We start from the raw sequence: 14,822 nt of genomic DNA, 5'->3' as shown, positions 1-14,822 counted from the left end.
ATGCTGGTTATAGCGCAATGTGGCGAGAGACTCCTATGGCAGAAAGCAGCAGGAAGCTCACCATAGGCCGCATGGATAACGAGTTAGTGTGAGCTTAAATTATACTTTCAGAGCAACATTGAATATGATAAACAGCTTATTTTAATTTTGTCTCTTCAGAAAGTGCCTTTTTAAGAGAGATCATCATAAAGATCAGTACGAATGCAAACGGGAAAGCTGCTATAATCGATGCAGTTTGCAATCCTTCTAATCCGCCTGTGTACAATAGTATCGATGAAGCTGCTGCGATAACGATACCCCAAATGAATTTAGTCATAGAAGTAGGATTCAATCGACCGTCACTTGTTTGCATACCTAGAACGAACGTAGCAGAATCAGCAGATGTAATGAAGAACGTACTGATTAAGAAAATAGCTAATAAGGACATGATCGTTCCGAACGGAAGATGTTCAAAGAGTGCGAAAAGAGCGACCTCTGTACCTTTGTCCGCAATGATCTTGTTTAGACCGACATTATTAAAAATTTCTAGATGCAAGGCTGCTCCGCCGAAAATAGAAAACCAAAGTGCACCAAAAACAGTCGGGACAAGCAATACACCCATGATAAATTCACGAATTGTTCTACCTTTTGAAACACGAGCGATAAATGTACCAACGAATGGTGCCCATGCGATCCACCAAGCCCAATAAAAGACTGTCCAACCTTGAATCCAGCCTGCTTCACTAGGTCTGAAAGGACTTAGTTTTAAACTCATGCTTGGAAGGTATTGCAGGTAGTTCCCAAGAGATTGTACGAAAACATCCATGATGAAGTTTGTTGATGACGCAAAAAGCAAGAACGCCATTAACAGAACAGCTATAATAATGTTCAGGTTACTTAAGTATTTAATCCCTTTGTTTAATCCTGTTTGAGCAGAAAGCGTAAATAAGACAGTCACAATGCCAATGATGATCAATTGTGTCGTAAAGTTATTTGCAATGTTCGTTAAATAAGATACTCCACCGCTTATTTGGACAGCTCCAAGTCCTAAGGAAGTTGCTACTCCAAAGATCGTTGCAAATACGGCGATTATATCAATCGTTTTACCAATTGGTCCATGAACTTTGTCACCTAATAAAGGAGTAAAGATTGCACTGATTAATCCAGGTGCACCTTTTCTAAATTTAAAATAAGCAAGTGACAACCCGATTAACGTGTATATCCCCCAAGGGTGCAATCCCCAATGAAAGAAGCTGTAACGAAGCGCAGCTTGAGCAGAGGCGGCATTTCCTCCTTCGCCTGATGGTGGAGTATAAAAGTGGCTGATTGGCTCAGCTACACCCCAAAAGACAAGCCCTATACCCATACCAGCACTAAACAGCATTGCAAACCACGTGATAGTAGAGTATTCAGGTTTATCATCTGGTTCTCCAAGTTTAATTTTTCCGTACTTACTAAAAGCTAGATAAAGTACAAAAATCAAAAAGCTTGTAGCAGAAAGTAGATAGAACCAGCCGAATTTCTCTTGTAAGAAATTTTGAATGACGGTAGCCTTAGCTTGGAATTCGGTAGGAAATAAACTTCCTATGATAACAAAAACGACAGAAATTATTAGTGAAACGATAAAAACAGTATTTGGTTGTTTTTTCATTTCTTCACATCCTTTCATGATATGTATCCATTTTATTTTTCCCTAAGGGCCCGAAAGTTTACATTGTAGTAAAAATAAAATAGGAAGTCCAATCATATGATTGGACTTCCTATAGAAAATTACCTATACTTTCCTTATTTTTTGGGGTAATAATACATTACTCTGCCATTAAAAAGGTGAAGTTCGCCTTTTAGTTTTGAAGCGATAAACTTACAGAACTCATTGGCCTTACCTTTGTCACCGTGAGTTGAAATATCGGTTAGGGTAAATTGTATGTAATGTTTTTCAAGATCTGAGTCACTTTCTTTTTCTGTTCCGATACCAACTAAAATATATTTATTTTTCCTTTGATCTAAACCTTTTAAATAAAACCATCGCCCGTCAGCTTCTGCTTTTTCCTCGATCGTATACGGAAACGCTGCATCTTCATAGCCCCATGATAATTGTTCACCTGTTTTAGTCGTGATGGAACGGTAATACAGCAGAAGGTCTTTCAGTTCATCTATTGTGATCACTTGTTTTTCAGATGCGGGAACAAGTTTTACATAGGCGCTTTGAGACATGTAATCCACTCCAATTTGTCATTTTTAACGTCAACTAAACATACTAATAGTATATCATATTTTAAGAATATTTTGACAAATCGAGTTTAAAACTTCTTAAATTAGGGAATTACTCTTACATTCAATGACACTCTTATTAGTATAACTTATTTAATTCCAGTAATAGACGACCCGATCGATGAAAGAGGCAATCATACGAGGAGGGGTAATATGGAATGGTTTGAGAAATTGTATGACGAGAGTGAATCCGTTAATGTCAGGTTTGTAGGTTTTACTACAGATACTGTCAGGTATGATTTTGGTATTGTTTATACGAATATGTTCTTCGGTAAACCATTAGTAGTATGTATGCAAACGGGAAGATCGGCTTTATTGGACTCGAACGATATGAGGAATTTGGAATACATCAAACAGGTTTTTCATATTAAAACCCTTAAAGAAGCGGAAGATCTAGCCCTTTTTTTTGAAGAGGCTGTTCCTAATATCCATACCATTGAGCAATATGATTAAATAGCATATTTTTTTAATGTGTTATACTAAATGTGTTGACAAAGTTAATGTGACATAATAATATAAGATTACAAACGTAAGCGCTTTCAAAATGTGAAGGGAGATGGAACGGATGGGAGTAATCATTTGCCAAACGTGTGAAACAACAATTGAACATTTTGAAGAGGAAAAAGTGACCACATTATATTCAAACACATGCCCGCATTGCCACGAACAAACGAACTTAGATAAGTAAGAAAAAAAGAAGACCTCTTAAGGTCTTCTTTTTTTGAGAAAATCAGCGTATAGCAACTTGTTCTTGAATAACCTTCAAGTACTTTAAATCTGCATTTTCTGGACCTTGAACGGGTAGACCGGCTTCAAGGTTTTCTTTAATATAATCTAAGTTTTCTTTTGTGATGATTTCACCAGGAATGAAAATCGGTATTCCAGGGGGATAGACCATTACGAACTCTGCTATAATCCTGCCGGCAGATTCTTCAAACGGAACACTCTCTGTATTTGCGTAAAATGCATCACGTGGTGATAATGCAAGCACAGGAATATCTGGAACGTGTACAGGTATTGATTTGATCTCCTCATTCTTTGAATGGCTTAACTCATCAGAAAGTTGAGATAACGCTTGAACGAGTACCATTGTATCTTTTTCATGATCTGCCGTTGTGATCAAACAAAGGATGTTGTAGAGATCAGATAATTCCACTTCAATATTAAAGTTTTGACGAAGCCAAGTTTCCGCGTCATATCCTGTAATGCCTAAGTCTTTTACTGATATTAAAAGCTTTGATGGATCATAATCAAAAGTTGCAGATGTGCCAAGCTTCTCTTCACCTACACAGTATAGGTTAGGGATATCATTGATCTTTGCTCTCGTTTCATTAGCAAGTCGAATTGTTTTTTCAATTAGTGTATACCCTTCAGTAGCAAGACGGCGACGAGCCGCATCCAAAGAGGCAAGAAGGATATAGGATGTAGATGTCGTAGTCATCATACTTAGAATGGTTTGCACGCGCTCAGGTGAAACAAGACCTTCCCTCACGTTTAAAATGGAGCTTCCTGTCAATGACCCGCCCAGTTTATGAACGCTCGTTGCTGCCATGTCTGCTCCAGCTTGCATGGCAGATAGTGGCATGTGATCATGAAAGTGGATCAAAACACCGTGTGCTTCATCTACAAGTACAGGTACGTCAAATCGATGAGCAATATCGACGATTCCTTTTAAGTCAGCAGCGAAACCGAAATAAGTTGGGTTGATAACAAGCACAGCTTTTGTGTCTGGATGCTGATTTAAAGCCTTTTCTACACTGTCTGGTGTTATTCCGTGTGAGATCCCTAGTTCAGGATCGATCTCAGGGTGGATAAAGATTGGAGTTGCGCCTGAGAATACGATTGCTGTCATAATCGATTTATGAACGTTTCGTGGTACAAGAATCTTATCTCCTGGTGACACAACAGACATGATCATCGTCATGATGGCACCGCTTGTTCCTTGTACAGAAAAGAAAGTGTGATCCGCACCAAATGCTTGTGCAGCAAGTGCTTGTGCTTTTTTAATCATTCCTTTTGGATGATGCAGGTCATCTAGTGGTGTAATGTTAATAAGGTCGATTGATAATGCGTTCGGTCCAATAAAATCTTTAAATTCTTCATCCATTCCTTGTCCTTTTTTGTGACCAGGAATGTGAAACTGTAATGGGTTCTTGTTTGCATGTTCACGCAAACCAGTAAATAAAGGAGTTTCGTGTTGAGACAATGTATTCTACACCTCATCTATCGTTAACTGATAATAAATTTTATCTTTTTATAAAACAAAAGAAGTATAACAGAAAATGCATGAAGATGTAAGTAAATGATTTAATTTTCAAGGAGGAAATGAGTTGAACACTAGACTAACAGAACTATTACATATTAAGTTTCCAATTATTCAAGGAGGGCTCGCATATCTGGCATATTCTGAACTTGCTTCAGCGGTTTCTAACGCGGGTGGTTTAGGTCAGATTACAGCTATGTCATTAGCAGATTCAAAGTCATTAAAGTCTGAAATTCAGAAGACAAAAAAATTAACCTCAAACCCTTTTGGAGTTAATTTTGCAATCGGACAGCATGGTAGGCCATATGAAGACATGCTTGAGACTGCAATTGAAGAAGGTGTAAAGGTAATCAGTGTAACGGGAGGCAATCCAGCACCAGTATTAGAGCGACTAAGAGATACAGGTATTCAAACATTAGTCCTTGTATCAAGTGTCAGACAAGCTATAAAAGCAGAACAATTAGGCGCGGATGCTGTAATGGCGGTTGGTCAAGAAGGCGGTGGCCATATCGGAAAGGATGACATGGGTACAATTGTGTTAATTCCTGGAGTAGTTGAAAATGTTTCGATCCCAGTAATCGCCTCTGGAGGAATCGGGGATGGAAAAGGACTGATGGCAGCGCTGGCTCTAGGAGCGGAAGGTGTTGAGATGGGTACAAGATTTATAGCTACAAAAGAATGTGTTCATGCACATTCAGCATATAAAAAACTTGTAGTTGAAAGTTCGGAACTAGATACCGTGGTTATTAAAAGAACGCTAGGGGCCCCCGGTAGAACGCTCAGAACAGATTTCACACTCAACATTTTAAAAGAAGAAGGTATGGGTGGAACGTATGATCAAATAAAGAATTACATTAGTGGTGCGGCCAATCAAAAATTTATTTATGAAGGAAAAAGTGGAGAAGGCTTTGGGTGGGCTGGACAAATTATCGGAAGGATTAAAGATATACCTTCAGTAGAAGAATTATTCAATAGGATGAATACGGAAGCTGAAACCATTAAACAAAGATTAAACAACCTATTCTAACACTTTTCTAACAATGATGATACTTACCCATACATTTCTGTTGTACGGCAATATACTAGTGGTAAGAAGCAGCGTACTCTCTGCTTCCTGCCACTTTTTTTCATTACAGTTTTTTCTTTAATTCGTATAGAGGTAAAAGCGTCTTAAACGTTTCATCAATTCGTTCGTACCAGTCATTCTCACTCATGTTTGACGCTTCGTCTCTTTCAATGCGAACGCCACAAAGCAATTCAGCTTTTTTCACAGTGCTAAGACGGGTTGCCATTTCTTCTAGTCGTTCCTTTTTAACCTCACGATGTGGAAAACTATCCGGCTTCATATGATCATCAGACCATACGAAATCGTTAGGTATATTCTTCTTAATCTTGTTTAGGTTCTTAAGGATCAATTGGCCATAAGCATCCTTTATTGGTGCTTCGTAAATTAGCGCGAACCACAGAAATACATGTGTTTCCCAAAGTCCTATTTGAAAATGTGGCAACATTTTATATCCTCTTTTGTTAGGTGCAAAGGCTACCCAAGTATCCTTTGGAGGATTTACAGTCCTTCTTGCATGTTTTGCTACATGAAAGAACATTTCTTCTCCAGTAAGAACAGTAAGTTCTTCTGCATATTTATTACCTAAGGACTCAAGTTTTGGCCGAATCTGGCTGATGATTTGCTCCATACGCTCATCAAGACCTTGCGTTTGAAAAACATTGAAGTCTGAATCATTAAATCCGTTAAATTTCATTTGAAAAATCCTCCTGATGATCAAGTGCTACAAAGAATTTTACCATACGAAAAGCTTTATAAAAAAATGTTTGCATTAGATTCCGCAAAGTGCCGTTTCCATATACATGGTTGCTTCATAAAATGAAGAAAAGAAGAAAACGAAAAGAAAGGATGTGCCCGTGAAATGAAACAAGTAATGAACACTTTAAAAAGAACGGATGCAGAAAGAAGAATTCCAGTATTAAAACTTGAGATTGATTATGAACTAGCTACTTTGTTTGATGCTTTAAAAGCGAAAGATCAGAAACAGATCAACGAATCGAAGCGTAAGCTCGAACGATTAAGGCTGGAGCTCGTGAGATTAGAAGCATGATCCAAGCTGATAGCGGATAACAAAAACGAATCCATCATGAACGGATGGTTCGTTTTTTTGTGAAGAGAATGAAATTGCCTTATACTATAGTAAAGGTAAGGAGTGAAAACATGACGAACGAAGAAATGATAACCATAGAGAAACACATGAAGACATGGACACTTGAAGCCGCACAGCTCTTAAAAGATTCTTTTCAGAGCACATTAACGATTACATATAAATCTCATATCGCAGATCTAGTCACGGATATGGATAAGAGTATTGAGAAATTTTTTATTAATAAAATACAACAAACCTTCCCAGACCATAAAGTACTTGGGGAAGAAGGCTTAGGAGATGAGATAAAAGGGAATTCCAATGGTGTCATCTGGATTATTGACCCGATCGATGGCACAACAAATTTTATCCATCAACAAGCTAATTTTGCGATTTCAATTGGAGTTTATGAAGATGGAATCGGAAAACTAGGATTGATATATGATGTGGAGGGAAGTAACCTTTATTTTGCTAAAGATGGTGAAGGTGCTTATTTAAACGATAAGAAATTACCGAAATTAGAGGAAGTCACATTATCAGAATCTGTTGTTGGTGTTAATGCAACGTGGGCGGGTCCGAACAGACGAATCAATCATGAGCATGTCCAACAGATCATCAGAAAATCTAGAGGGACTCGATCATACGGCTCTGCTGCAATTGAACTTGCTTATGTTGCATCAGGAAGACTCGATGCCTATATGACACTTCGACTTTCCCCGTGGGATTTCGCAGCAGGTTTAATCCTTTTAAATGAAGTAGGTGGGATTGTAAGCCGGACGGACGGAGAACCTGTACAGCTTCTTGAACAAAACAGTATTCTCGCTGCAAAGCCAGGATTGTATAAAGAAATATTAGACCACTTATTATAAAACGCAACGAAAAAAAAGAGAACGTCCGATTAGGAACGTTCTCTTTGCTTCTTTTTAAGAGTAAACCCGTATCCCATAAGAAAAAATACAGAAACGGTCGATATAAGAAAGATCAACCAGCTTTTTTCACCAATAGCTATTCCAATGCCACATATTGCAAATGCCGTTAGTAGAGCTATAAAAAAGAAAATGATATTCATGATGACCTCCAAGCCAAAAACTTGTCTATACTGTATAAGTGTACCGAATTTACATAAAAAGAAAAAGCCTTTCTGTAAATTTGTGATATAATAGTCAAGTTGAACAAAAAATGATAAGAAAAAGAGATAGGATATAAGGAGAGAATACACTTGAATAGAAGAGATGATTTACGCAATATAGCAATTATTGCCCACGTTGACCATGGTAAAACGACATTGGTGGACAAATTGTTACATCAGTCAGGAACTTTCCGTGACAATGAACAAGTTAATGAACGTGCTATGGATTCCAATGCTTTAGAACGTGAGCGTGGAATTACAATTCTAGCTAAAAATACAGCGATTAATTATAACGAGAAACGCATTAACATCATGGACACTCCAGGACATGCCGATTTCGGTGGTGAAGTAGAACGTATCATGAAAATGGTTGATGGTGTTCTACTTGTTGTAGATGCATATGAAGGTTGTATGCCGCAAACGCGTTTTGTTTTGAAAAAAGCACTAGAGCAAAAGTTAACGCCAATCGTAGTTGTAAACAAAATTGACCGTGACTTTGCACGCCCAGAAGAAGTAGTAGACGAAGTAATCGATCTATTCATTGAACTAGGTGCTGAAGAAGATCAATTAGAATTCCCTGTTGTTTATGCATCTGCGCTTAAAGGGACAGCTTCAATGGATCCTAGCAAGCAAGATGAAGATATGACAGCTCTTCTTGATACAATTATTGACACGATTCCTGCTCCAGAAGATAACAGCGCTGAGCCACTTCAGTTCCAAGTTACGATGCTTGATTACAACGACTACCTTGGACGTATCGGTATTGGTCGTGTATTCCGTGGAACGATTAAAGTTGGTCAAGCCGTTTCATTAATGAAGCTTGATGGATCAGTTAAAAAGTTCCGTGTTACAAAGCTGTTTGGTTTCTTAGGTTTGAAACGTATTGAGATCAATGAAGCAAAAGCTGGAGACTTAATCGCTGTATCTGGAATGGAAGAGATCAACGTTGGGGAAACAGTTTGTCCTGAAGGTCAAGAAGAAGCACTTCCTGTTCTTCGTATCGATGAGCCAACATTGAAGATGACTTTCTTAGTTAACAACTCACCGTTCGCTGGTCGTGAAGGAAAATATGTAACAAGCCGTAAAATTGAAGAGCGCTTAATGTCTGAGCTTGAAACTGATGTAAGTCTTCGTGTTGAAAACACGGATTCTCCAGATGTTTGGACAGTTTCTGGTCGTGGTGAACTTCACCTTTCAATCTTGATTGAAAACCTTCGCCGTGAAGGATTTGAACTTCAAGTATCAAAGCCAGAAGTAATCGTTCGTGAAATTGATGGTGTTAAATGTGAGCCAGTTGAACATGTTCAAATTGACATTCCTGAAGAGTACACAGGTGCGATCATGGAATCTTTAGGAGACCGTAAAGGTGAAATGAAGAACATGGTGAACAACGGTTCTGGTCAAGTGCGTCTTGAGTTCATGGTACCTGCTCGTGGTTTGATCGGTTATACGACTGAATTCTTAACACAAACTCGCGGATACGGAATCCTAAACCACACGTTCGACAGCTATCAGCCTATGGTTGCTGGAAACGTTGGTGGACGTCGCCAAGGTGTGCTGGTTTCAATGGAAAACGGAAAAGCATCTCAATACGGAATCATGGGTGTTGAAGACCGTGGTACGATCTTTATTGAGCCAGGAACAGAAGTATACATGGGTATGATCGTTGGGGAACACACTCGTGAGAATGATATTACGGTTAACATCGTAAAAGTGAAGCAGATGACAAATATGCGTTCTGCGAACAAAGACCAAACGGTTAGCATGAAGAAGCCTCGTATCATGTCATTAGAAGAAGCGTTAGAATACTTGAACGATGATGAGTATTGTGAAGTAACACCTGAAAGCATTCGTCTTCGTAAAAAAGTACTTGATAAGAACGAGCGTGAAAGAGTAGAAAAGAAAAAGAAACTTGCTCAAGGCTAAACGTATTTCTTAACAAAACGATCGGGAGTGGGAATCGTGGAGGAACAAGAAATCATGAAAGCGACAGGGGAAGATTCATCCTCCATGGCATTGTTGCTAGGAATTGAAAACGACCCTGTCAGAGCTTTTCTGCTGTTATATCTCATCATAACAGTGTTAAGTATCATTGTTTTTAAGTTAGGTTTTGCAAAAAAACTGCCGCCGCTAAAAGCGATAGTCATCTATTTGTTTTTGATTATCGGATGTCTGCCACTAGCATTTTTCGGCATCGGTTTGCCTGTTGCTGAAGGTTTGATGGTAGCCGCACTCATCTTGATCATCTATAAAGTCCGGCTTCATCAGAGCAAGAAAGAAAAAAGCTGATAGGGGGTTCATTATGCAACTTGTTGACGCTCTATCCAATTGGTTGAGCATTAAGAAAGTACATGAAGAGAGACCCCGAGACCAAGCAGCTAAGGAGACTTTTGAGTTTTTTACTGAGATTCTCACAGAGGATCATCATGTAAACATCTCTACTGTATCGACTTCAGGTCCGTTTTATGTCGTTTTGTATGAAGTTAACGGCATTGAAAACTCCGAAAAGTTTTTTATCGATAGTATCGATGCTTTATATGAAGGAATTCAAAGTGAACCAAGATTTAACGAGGAGTACTGATTAATCAGTACTCCTTTTTTTTTTTTAGGAGTGTAACAAAATAAGCTATGATTATCGCGAAGAGTATATGGCCGAGCAGCCAAATGATAAAAGGTAAGGTTAGTGGGGCTGAGAATGGCTTTTCAACAGCTAGGTGGTACAGAGGAAAAAATGTAAAAGACATGATCACATTTATGATTAACGAAATCTGATAGGTATGATAATAAATTCTGCAGAACAGATCTACGAATGCAATCAAAATGATCGCTATGATAATATGAAGAACAAATTGAAAAGGTTCATTATAGATAACGGAATCAGGAAGAGGCAGGAAATCAATATTTAATAAGAATGTGTAAAGATTCAATCCAAATAACACTTCTGGAACGTAAAAAAAACAAGCCAGCAGAATGCCGGCAAGGGTACCAAATAAAATCCATGAAATAATTCTTATGTTATTACCAATCATTGTTTGTATCCGGACTTCGATATAATGTGAAATTACCGGTAGCTTCACGCTGAGCGGTTTTTCGCGTTATGCGTTCTCTGCAAGAATCGCACATAAACGTGTGTATGGGACGGTTTCTTAATTTTTTTGCAAGTGAGCATTCATTTTCAATTACTTCGATCGTATCACATAATACGCATTTTACACGCATCGTATTTCACCTCTTTCAAATAGTATACCATAAAGAAATTGGAAAATTAAACGAACGATGCTTGGGATGCGAGTAGAGTGAATGTAACGGATCGTTTTTGATCGAATGCAATGTACGTAATCATCAGGTGAACAATATTAACCGAGTGTCTTTCTATAGCAAACACATATCGTTTTTTACGAGGTAATTTGTATTTTATCCGGAGAAAGCTGTCTTCATTACGAGGTAATTCTGATTAATTACGAGTATAAAATTTTTTATCCGATTTTCGACAAAACATCTGTGTTTAACAAATGTAAAGAAGACTCATGAGCTAAGGCGCCATGAGTCTTTTTTACAAATCTCAAAAAATCACGTTTCATTCAATCGTTGAGGCTGATTTTTATCTGATTTTTCTTGTTTTTGTTGTTGGTTTTTAAGCTCTTGTTGTTCTCTTTCTGATAATTGAGTATCGTTTGTTTCTGTTGGAGACGGCTTTTTCGTTTGTATACTGTGAGGTACTTGTGGCATCAGACGTCCAACGATCCCTGCAAGCTCCTTCATAATTCCGCCGATTGGATGACCTTGTCGGATTTGTTTGCCCATCTGACGGAGTCTTTCTACCGTATCAGGATCAGCTGTAACGAGTGCATTCTTTCCATTTGGATCATTTTTTAGAGATTCTGCTACAGAATACTTTATAGAACCCACCTTTGAATTATCAAGCTTGCGATCTACATCTATCCCTACTACTGCATATGGGCCTAATACTACTGCAGTTGCATCTTCAACACCTGGAATACCTGTAGCGAGTCCTACAAGGTGTCTCGATATTTCTTGAGATCCTTTTGGCTGGTGAGGCTTCTTACTATTTGCAGTTTGGTTGACTTTAGTAAGCCTCGGGGTGTTTTGGTCATTTTGAGCGTTATCATTATTATTGTTCATGCAGCCAAAAAGTACGAATATAGCACTAAGAACGGCTACGATACGAAATATTTTCAATGACATTCATCCTTCCAGTTCATTTTCCTTATTTTTTGTACATTCTTCTAACTTTATTCCTTTGTACATACATTTTTAATAGGCAGTCCATAAAGACGCTAAATGAACAATGACTAGAACACATTAAGTCAGGAGGCTGAATGTTGAATAAACGATACGTCCTAGATACGAACGTGCTGTTGCAGGATCCATATTCCATACAATCCTTTGGTGATAGTGAAGTGATCATTCCTGCAGTCGTGTTAGAAGAAGTGGATTCAAAGAAACGTTATATGGACGAAATTGGAAGAAATGCACGTGAGGTTTCTCGTTTGATCGATAGAGTCAGACAAAAAGGACAGCTTCATAAAGGAGTTCCTCTAGAAAATGGAGGTACGCTTCGAGTAGAACTCAACCATAAATCCTTTAAAAGACTTCAGGAAACCTTTGTTGAACAAACAAACGATAACCGAATACTGGCAGTTACCTTAAACCTAAAACAAGAAGAAGAAGAGAAGAAAAGCGGAATAAAAGTTATACTTGTTTCAAAAGATGTGCTCGTCCGAGTAAAAGCAGACGCACTTGGAATAGAAGCTGAAGATTTTCTGAGCGATCGCGTTATAGACAAGAATGATCAAACGTACACAGGCTATAAAGAAATTTATGTACAAGGTGATCTGTTGAATAAATTTTATGAAAAAAATGAACTTCAACTGATCGAGTTGACAGGTCACTCATTTCATCCTCACCAATTTGTAATCTTAAAGGATGTGTTCCGATCTTCGGTTTCTGCTCTTGGAAAAGTTGATGAATTCGGAAAGACATTAAAGCCGCTTCGATATGATTCAGAACAAATATGGGGAATTCGAGCAAGAAATGTTCAGCAAAAGATGGCGTTTGAGTTACTTCTTAGAAAAGATTTGCCACTCGTAACTCTGATCGGTAAAGCTGGAACTGGAAAAACACTGATAACGCTTGCTGCAGCACTGCTACAAACGGAAGACTTAAAGGATTATATCAAGCTTTTTATCGCTCGCCCGATCGTTCCTGTTGGAAAAGATATCGGCTATCTGCCAGGGGAAAAAGAAGAAAAATTAAAACCGTGGATGCAACCTGTCTATGACAACTTAGAATATTTATTTAATACAAAAAAATCAGGTGAACTGGAAAAGATTTTAGCTGGTATCGGTTCAATTCATGTTGAAGCACTGACTTATATTCGAGGAAGAAGTTTGCCGGACCAATTTATCATCATAGATGAAGCCCAAAATTTAACGAAGCATGAAGTAAAGACCATTTTAACACGTGTCGGAGAAGGCAGTAAGATCGTTCTCTTAGGAGATCCTCAACAGATCGATCATCCGTATTTAGATGAATTTACTAACGGATTAACGTATGTAGTAGAGAAATTTAAAGATCAAGCATTGAGTGGGCATGTTCGCTTAGAAAAAGGAGAACGTTCATCGCTAGCTCAGATTGCGGCAGATCTATTATAAATTTGTATGGTCATTAAAAAAGACAGCCCAATTTATGAGCTGTCTACATTTTCAATTAAAGAATCGTTACTGCTGAAATGTGTTTGATCGGATTTTCTTTGTTGCGACCATCACCAAAATAAAAATGTACAGGACCGTCTTCTTTTAGCGGTTTTCCACTGTTAGAAAAAGCAAAGTATCCGTTTTGTGCTTCCTCAAGTGTGATTTCAACGCTACCGTCCCCTGACTCTAGCCTAACTTTTTCTGCGTCAGGGAGCGGTTGTGCATTATAGATAAAATAGGATAGAGAGATTGCAAATGAACTTGATAATAATGTTTCTTTTAAAGTGGTTTTTGAACTTTTTTTCTTTTGCTCTTGCTCTGAAGGGGGAACGGCACCCTCTTGTAATTCGCGGTCCCAATGTGCAGACACTTCTTTTAAGTATTTTTCTTGCTCGTTTTCCTTCGATTTATCTAAATCGAACAATGTGTGTAAATCCTCTTTTCTATCATCAAAAATCCATACTCCTGGATCTAATGTAAGGGGATAGTTTACTTTTCCGTTTAATGCAACGATGAACTCCATATAAACCTCCTTGAATTTGAAAACGCTATAAAAAGCATAGCACGATTATAAGAATACTGTAATATGTTGATTTTTTTTATGCAAACCTTTATATTTAAAGGTAGAAATCGTGTCGAACGGAGGGATGATCATTGTCAGCTGAGATGGCAACTGGACATCGGGAAAGGGCATTTGAACTATTAAAAGCAGATGCAGACAAAATCCTGAAACTAATTGAAGTTCAAATGGAAAACTTAACAATGCCACAATGTCCCCTCTATGAGGAAGTATTGGATACGCAAATGTTTGGTTTATCCCGTGAAATAGATTTTGCAGTCCGTTTAAACCTGGTCGAAGAAGAAGCAGGTAAGAAATTATTAGAATCACTTGAAAAGCAGTTAACTGCTTTGCACGATGCCTCAATGAAAAAATGATCGACACCCAGTCCGAGAATGTAAATTGGACTGGATTTTTTTATATATATAACTAAGTTTGTATTTTAATAATAGGCTGTTTTCGTAAATTTTGTTGCTTTTGGTCCTGTCATCTTAAAGGAAGCGCTCTTGCTCCTATGTCTTCAACTTGATGTGTTCGCAGTAAGCTTCTTTGTCTGAGGACTTGCAAGAAGTTTCTAATGTGGTAGTCACGCACCTTCCACTCCACACAACTGTTCAAAGAGGACTATGAAAATGAAAAGCAACTATTCTGTAGGTTAGAGCCTATTCAAAAACAAGATAAAACCTTCGAAATAGTATAAGAAGCTGAAGCTGTAGTGTTGTATCATAAATAAAAAAGGTTTATGTGATACAAT

19 protein-coding genes are annotated in these 14,822 nt (G+C 38.0%); 10 read left to right on the top strand and 9 right to left on the bottom strand.

Translation table 11 applies throughout. The annotated features are described in order from the left end of the window. Positions 1-136: 136 nt before the first annotated feature. The gene (locus tag IHV11_RS10045; RefSeq protein WP_197127606.1) at positions 137-1,630 is read right to left on the bottom strand and encodes a glycine betaine uptake BCCT transporter; all 1,494 of its coding nucleotides are present in this window, start codon (positions 1,628-1,630) and stop codon (positions 137-139) included. A gap of 134 nt (positions 1,631-1,764) precedes the next feature. Continuing rightward, a complete protein-coding gene (locus IHV11_RS10040; protein ID WP_197127607.1) occupies positions 1,765-2,193 on the bottom strand; it encodes a DUF1885 family protein in 429 nt (142 codons plus the stop codon). A 210-nt stretch (positions 2,194-2,403) separates the two neighbouring features. Between IHV11_RS10040 and IHV11_RS10035 the strand changes: the two genes are divergently transcribed. Both IHV11_RS10035 and IHV11_RS10030 read left to right on the top strand, forming a co-directional pair. Next, entirely contained in the window at positions 2,404-2,703 is a 300-nt protein-coding gene (locus IHV11_RS10035) for a DUF3055 domain-containing protein (RefSeq protein WP_197127608.1), read from the top strand. A 112-nt stretch (positions 2,704-2,815) separates the two neighbouring features. Further along, positions 2,816-2,938 carry a GapA-binding peptide SR1P gene (locus IHV11_RS10030; protein WP_082861350.1) on the top strand — a complete coding sequence of 41 codons (123 nt, stop codon included), beginning with the start codon at positions 2,816-2,818 and terminating at the stop codon, positions 2,936-2,938. A 42-nt stretch (positions 2,939-2,980) separates the two neighbouring features. Here IHV11_RS10030 and IHV11_RS10025 read toward each other — a convergent pair whose 3' ends face one another. Next, entirely contained in the window at positions 2,981-4,456 is a 1,476-nt protein-coding gene (locus IHV11_RS10025; RefSeq protein ID WP_191755264.1) for an aminotransferase class I/II-fold pyridoxal phosphate-dependent enzyme, read from the bottom strand. Between the two features lie 124 nt (positions 4,457-4,580). Between IHV11_RS10025 and IHV11_RS10020 the strand changes: the two genes are divergently transcribed. Then, a complete protein-coding gene (locus IHV11_RS10020) occupies positions 4,581-5,540 on the top strand; it encodes an NAD(P)H-dependent flavin oxidoreductase (protein WP_197194512.1) in 960 nt (319 codons plus the stop codon). A gap of 103 nt (positions 5,541-5,643) precedes the next feature. On the opposite strand, the gene IHV11_RS10015 is transcribed toward IHV11_RS10020, so the two are convergent. Then, positions 5,644-6,273 carry a YktB family protein gene (locus IHV11_RS10015; protein ID WP_197194511.1) on the bottom strand — a complete coding sequence of 210 codons (630 nt, stop codon included), beginning with the start codon at positions 6,271-6,273 and terminating at the stop codon, positions 5,644-5,646. A gap of 165 nt (positions 6,274-6,438) precedes the next feature. On the opposite strand from IHV11_RS10015, the gene IHV11_RS10010 reads away from it, so the two are divergent. Then, positions 6,439-6,627 (top strand): hypothetical protein, encoded by a 189-nt coding sequence (locus IHV11_RS10010; protein WP_066393326.1) that lies wholly within the window; start codon positions 6,439-6,441, stop codon positions 6,625-6,627. A gap of 110 nt (positions 6,628-6,737) precedes the next feature. Then, positions 6,738-7,532: an inositol monophosphatase family protein gene (locus IHV11_RS10005; protein ID WP_197194510.1), complete on the top strand. Its 795-nt coding sequence runs from the start codon at positions 6,738-6,740 to the stop codon at positions 7,530-7,532. Between the two features lie 29 nt (positions 7,533-7,561). On the opposite strand, the gene IHV11_RS10000 is transcribed toward IHV11_RS10005, so the two are convergent. Beyond that, a complete protein-coding gene (locus IHV11_RS10000) occupies positions 7,562-7,732 on the bottom strand; it encodes a DUF5325 family protein (protein ID WP_231618129.1) in 171 nt (56 codons plus the stop codon). A gap of 150 nt (positions 7,733-7,882) precedes the next feature. Here IHV11_RS10000 and typA point away from each other — a divergent pair, with 150 nt between their 5' ends. From typA to IHV11_RS09985, 3 genes are all read left to right on the top strand, one after another. Then, positions 7,883-9,718 (top strand): translational GTPase TypA, encoded by a 1,836-nt coding sequence (gene typA, locus IHV11_RS09995; protein WP_197194509.1) that lies wholly within the window; start codon positions 7,883-7,885, stop codon positions 9,716-9,718. An 84-nt stretch (positions 9,719-9,802) separates the two neighbouring features. Next, positions 9,803-10,081 (top strand): YlaH-like family protein, encoded by a 279-nt coding sequence (locus tag IHV11_RS09990; RefSeq protein ID WP_231618199.1) that lies wholly within the window; start codon positions 9,803-9,805, stop codon positions 10,079-10,081. Positions 10,082-10,094: 13 nt separating this feature from the next. Beyond that, positions 10,095-10,373, top strand: a complete 279-nt coding sequence (locus IHV11_RS09985; RefSeq protein ID WP_197127612.1) for a hypothetical protein — start codon at positions 10,095-10,097, stop codon at positions 10,371-10,373. 4 nt (positions 10,374-10,377) lie between these two features. Here IHV11_RS09985 and IHV11_RS09980 read toward each other — a convergent pair whose 3' ends face one another. From IHV11_RS09980 to IHV11_RS09970, 3 genes are all read right to left on the bottom strand, one after another. Next, positions 10,378-10,821, bottom strand: coding sequence for a hypothetical protein (locus IHV11_RS09980; protein WP_197194508.1), 444 nt, complete (start codon positions 10,819-10,821; stop codon positions 10,378-10,380). After that, positions 10,811-11,011, bottom strand: coding sequence for a YlaI family protein (locus tag IHV11_RS09975; RefSeq protein WP_197194507.1), 201 nt, complete (start codon positions 11,009-11,011; stop codon positions 10,811-10,813). Before IHV11_RS09975 ends, IHV11_RS09980 begins: the two co-directional genes overlap by 11 nt. Before the next feature lie 351 nt (positions 11,012-11,362). Further along, positions 11,363-11,992, bottom strand: coding sequence for a YhcN/YlaJ family sporulation lipoprotein (locus IHV11_RS09970; protein WP_231620222.1), 630 nt, complete (start codon positions 11,990-11,992; stop codon positions 11,363-11,365). A gap of 140 nt (positions 11,993-12,132) precedes the next feature. Between IHV11_RS09970 and IHV11_RS09965 the strand changes: the two genes are divergently transcribed. Next, the gene (locus IHV11_RS09965; protein ID WP_197127616.1) at positions 12,133-13,467 is read left to right on the top strand and encodes a PhoH family protein; all 1,335 of its coding nucleotides are present in this window, start codon (positions 12,133-12,135) and stop codon (positions 13,465-13,467) included. 55 nt (positions 13,468-13,522) lie between these two features. Here IHV11_RS09965 and IHV11_RS09960 read toward each other — a convergent pair whose 3' ends face one another. Continuing rightward, positions 13,523-14,032 carry a peptidyl-prolyl cis-trans isomerase gene (locus tag IHV11_RS09960; protein ID WP_197127617.1) on the bottom strand — a complete coding sequence of 170 codons (510 nt, stop codon included), beginning with the start codon at positions 14,030-14,032 and terminating at the stop codon, positions 13,523-13,525. Between the two features lie 143 nt (positions 14,033-14,175). Between IHV11_RS09960 and IHV11_RS09955 the strand changes: the two genes are divergently transcribed. Next, a complete protein-coding gene (locus IHV11_RS09955; protein ID WP_370568668.1) occupies positions 14,176-14,445 on the top strand; it encodes a YlaN family protein in 270 nt (89 codons plus the stop codon). The last annotated feature ends 377 nt before the right edge of the window (positions 14,446-14,822 follow it).

It is taken from the genome of Fictibacillus sp. 26RED30 (assembly GCF_015903845.1).
Lineage (GTDB): Bacteria > Bacillota > Bacilli > Bacillales > Fictibacillaceae > Fictibacillus > Fictibacillus phosphorivorans.
Note: the sequence above shows the minus strand (reverse complement) of the source record. Positions and strands in the feature narration are given on the sequence as shown.